Origin of the sequence: Psittacicella gerlachiana, from assembly GCF_003585965.1 — a bacterium.
Lineage (GTDB): Bacteria > Pseudomonadota > Gammaproteobacteria > Enterobacterales > Psittacicellaceae > Psittacicella > Psittacicella gerlachiana.
Genome location: NZ_NRJF01000265.1, coordinates 1 through 1725, shown reverse-complemented (window position 1 = coordinate 1725; position 1725 = coordinate 1). Strand labels below are relative to the sequence as shown.

The following is a 1725-nucleotide window of genomic DNA, read 5'->3' as shown; positions in this document are numbered from 1 at the left end:
GCAGTCTCTTATCTATTTTATTATTCCCATTCAATTGTTGATGGTGGCTTACCACTTACATCATAAACTACACGACTTACATTATCTATTTCATTAATAATTCTATTAGATACTAAGCCAAGGAAGTCATAAGGTAAATGAGCCCAATGCGCTGTCATAAAGTCAACGGTTTGTACAGCTCTTAATGATAATACCCAAGAGTATTTACGTCCATCTCCCATAACCCCAACAGATTTTACTGGTAGAAATACTGTAAACGCTTGAGATACTTCATAATATAAATTAGCTTTTCTTAGTTCTTCAATAAAAATAGCATCTGCTCTACGTAAAATATCACAGTACTCTTTTTTAACTTCACCTAAGACACGAACTCCTAAACCAGGACCAGGGAAAGGATGACGCTCAAGCATCTCTTTTGGTAAACCTAGCTCTAAACCAATACGACGAACTTCATCTTTAAATAATTGATTTAAAGGTTCAACAAGACCTAGCTTCATCTCTTTTGGTAATCCCCCAACATTGTGGTGAGATTTAATTACATGAGCCTTACCTGTTTTAGAAGCAGCTGACTCAATTACGTCAGGGTAGATAGTACCTTGAGCTAACCATTTAGCATCTTCTATTTTATGTGACTCTTCATCAAAGATGTCAACAAAAACTTTACCGATAATTTTACGTTTATCTTCAGGATCATATACATTAGCTAAAGCATCTAAGAAACGATCTTCGGCATCAATACGTTTAATATTTAAATTAAACTTACCTTCGAACATTTCCATTACTTGATCACCTTCGTTTAAACGTAGTAAACCATTATCAATGAAAATACAGTGTAGGTTTTTACCAATAGCCTTATGAATTAATAATGCAGCTACCGATGAGTCAACTCCACCTGATAATCCTAAAATTACTTTTTCATTACCTACTTGTTCTTTAATTTGCTCAACGGTAGATTCAATGATATTTTTAGGAGTCCATTCTGTTTTACAGTTACAAATATTTAAGACAAAGTTCTTAATAATTTGTAAGCCTGAAACCGTATGCGTAACCTCAGGGTGGAATTGAACCCCAAAGAAAGGTTGTTCATTATGCTCAACAACACATAATGGACAAGAATTAGTTTTAGCAACTACCGTAAAGTTTGGAGCAACTTCTGTTACTTTGTCCCCATGACTCATCCAAACATTTAAAGAAGACTCTGATTGATCTGGAAAATCGTTAATTCCCTCTAAAAGTCTACTTTGAGCAATTAAATCTACTTTAGCATATCCGAACTCACGTTGATCAGAAGTGCTAACAGTTCCACCAAATTGCACCATCATGGTTTGTAATCCATAACAAATACCAAAGACAGGTACACCTAATTCAAAAACTACTTTTGGTGCTCTTGGACTATTATCTTCAGTAGTAGATTCAGGACCACCACTTAAAATAATACCTTTTGGATTAAAATCACGAATAAATTGTTCATCAATATCCCAAGATACTAACTCACAATAAACACCTATTTCACGAATTCTTCGTGCAATTAACTGGGTGTATTGAGATCCAAAGTCAAGAATTAAAATCTTATCATTATAAATATTTGTATGCATTTTTTGCTCTTAATACTTTAGGTTAAATTTAACTTGTTCTATTATACTAGAATATATACAAAATTGAGCTAGTAATTAACTAGCTCAATTCTGAATAAAAATTATTTACTGTAATTATCAGGTACTTTTT

The 1725-nt window shown here is 33.0% G+C and carries 1 protein-coding gene; it reads right to left on the bottom strand.

What is annotated here, in order from left to right:
• Positions 1–20: 20 nt before the first annotated feature.
• Positions 21–1595 carry a glutamine-hydrolyzing GMP synthase gene (guaA, locus tag CKF59_RS07470; RefSeq protein WP_119535281.1) on the bottom strand — a complete coding sequence of 525 codons (1575 nt, stop codon included), beginning with the start codon at positions 1593–1595 and terminating at the stop codon, positions 21–23.
• Between the last annotated feature and the right edge of the window lie 130 nt (positions 1596–1725).

Coding starts and splice junctions, on each gene's coding strand:
- guaA (WP_119535281.1), bottom strand. CDS start 1,595: ATGCATACAAATATTTATAATGATAAGATTTTAATTCTTGACTTTGGA.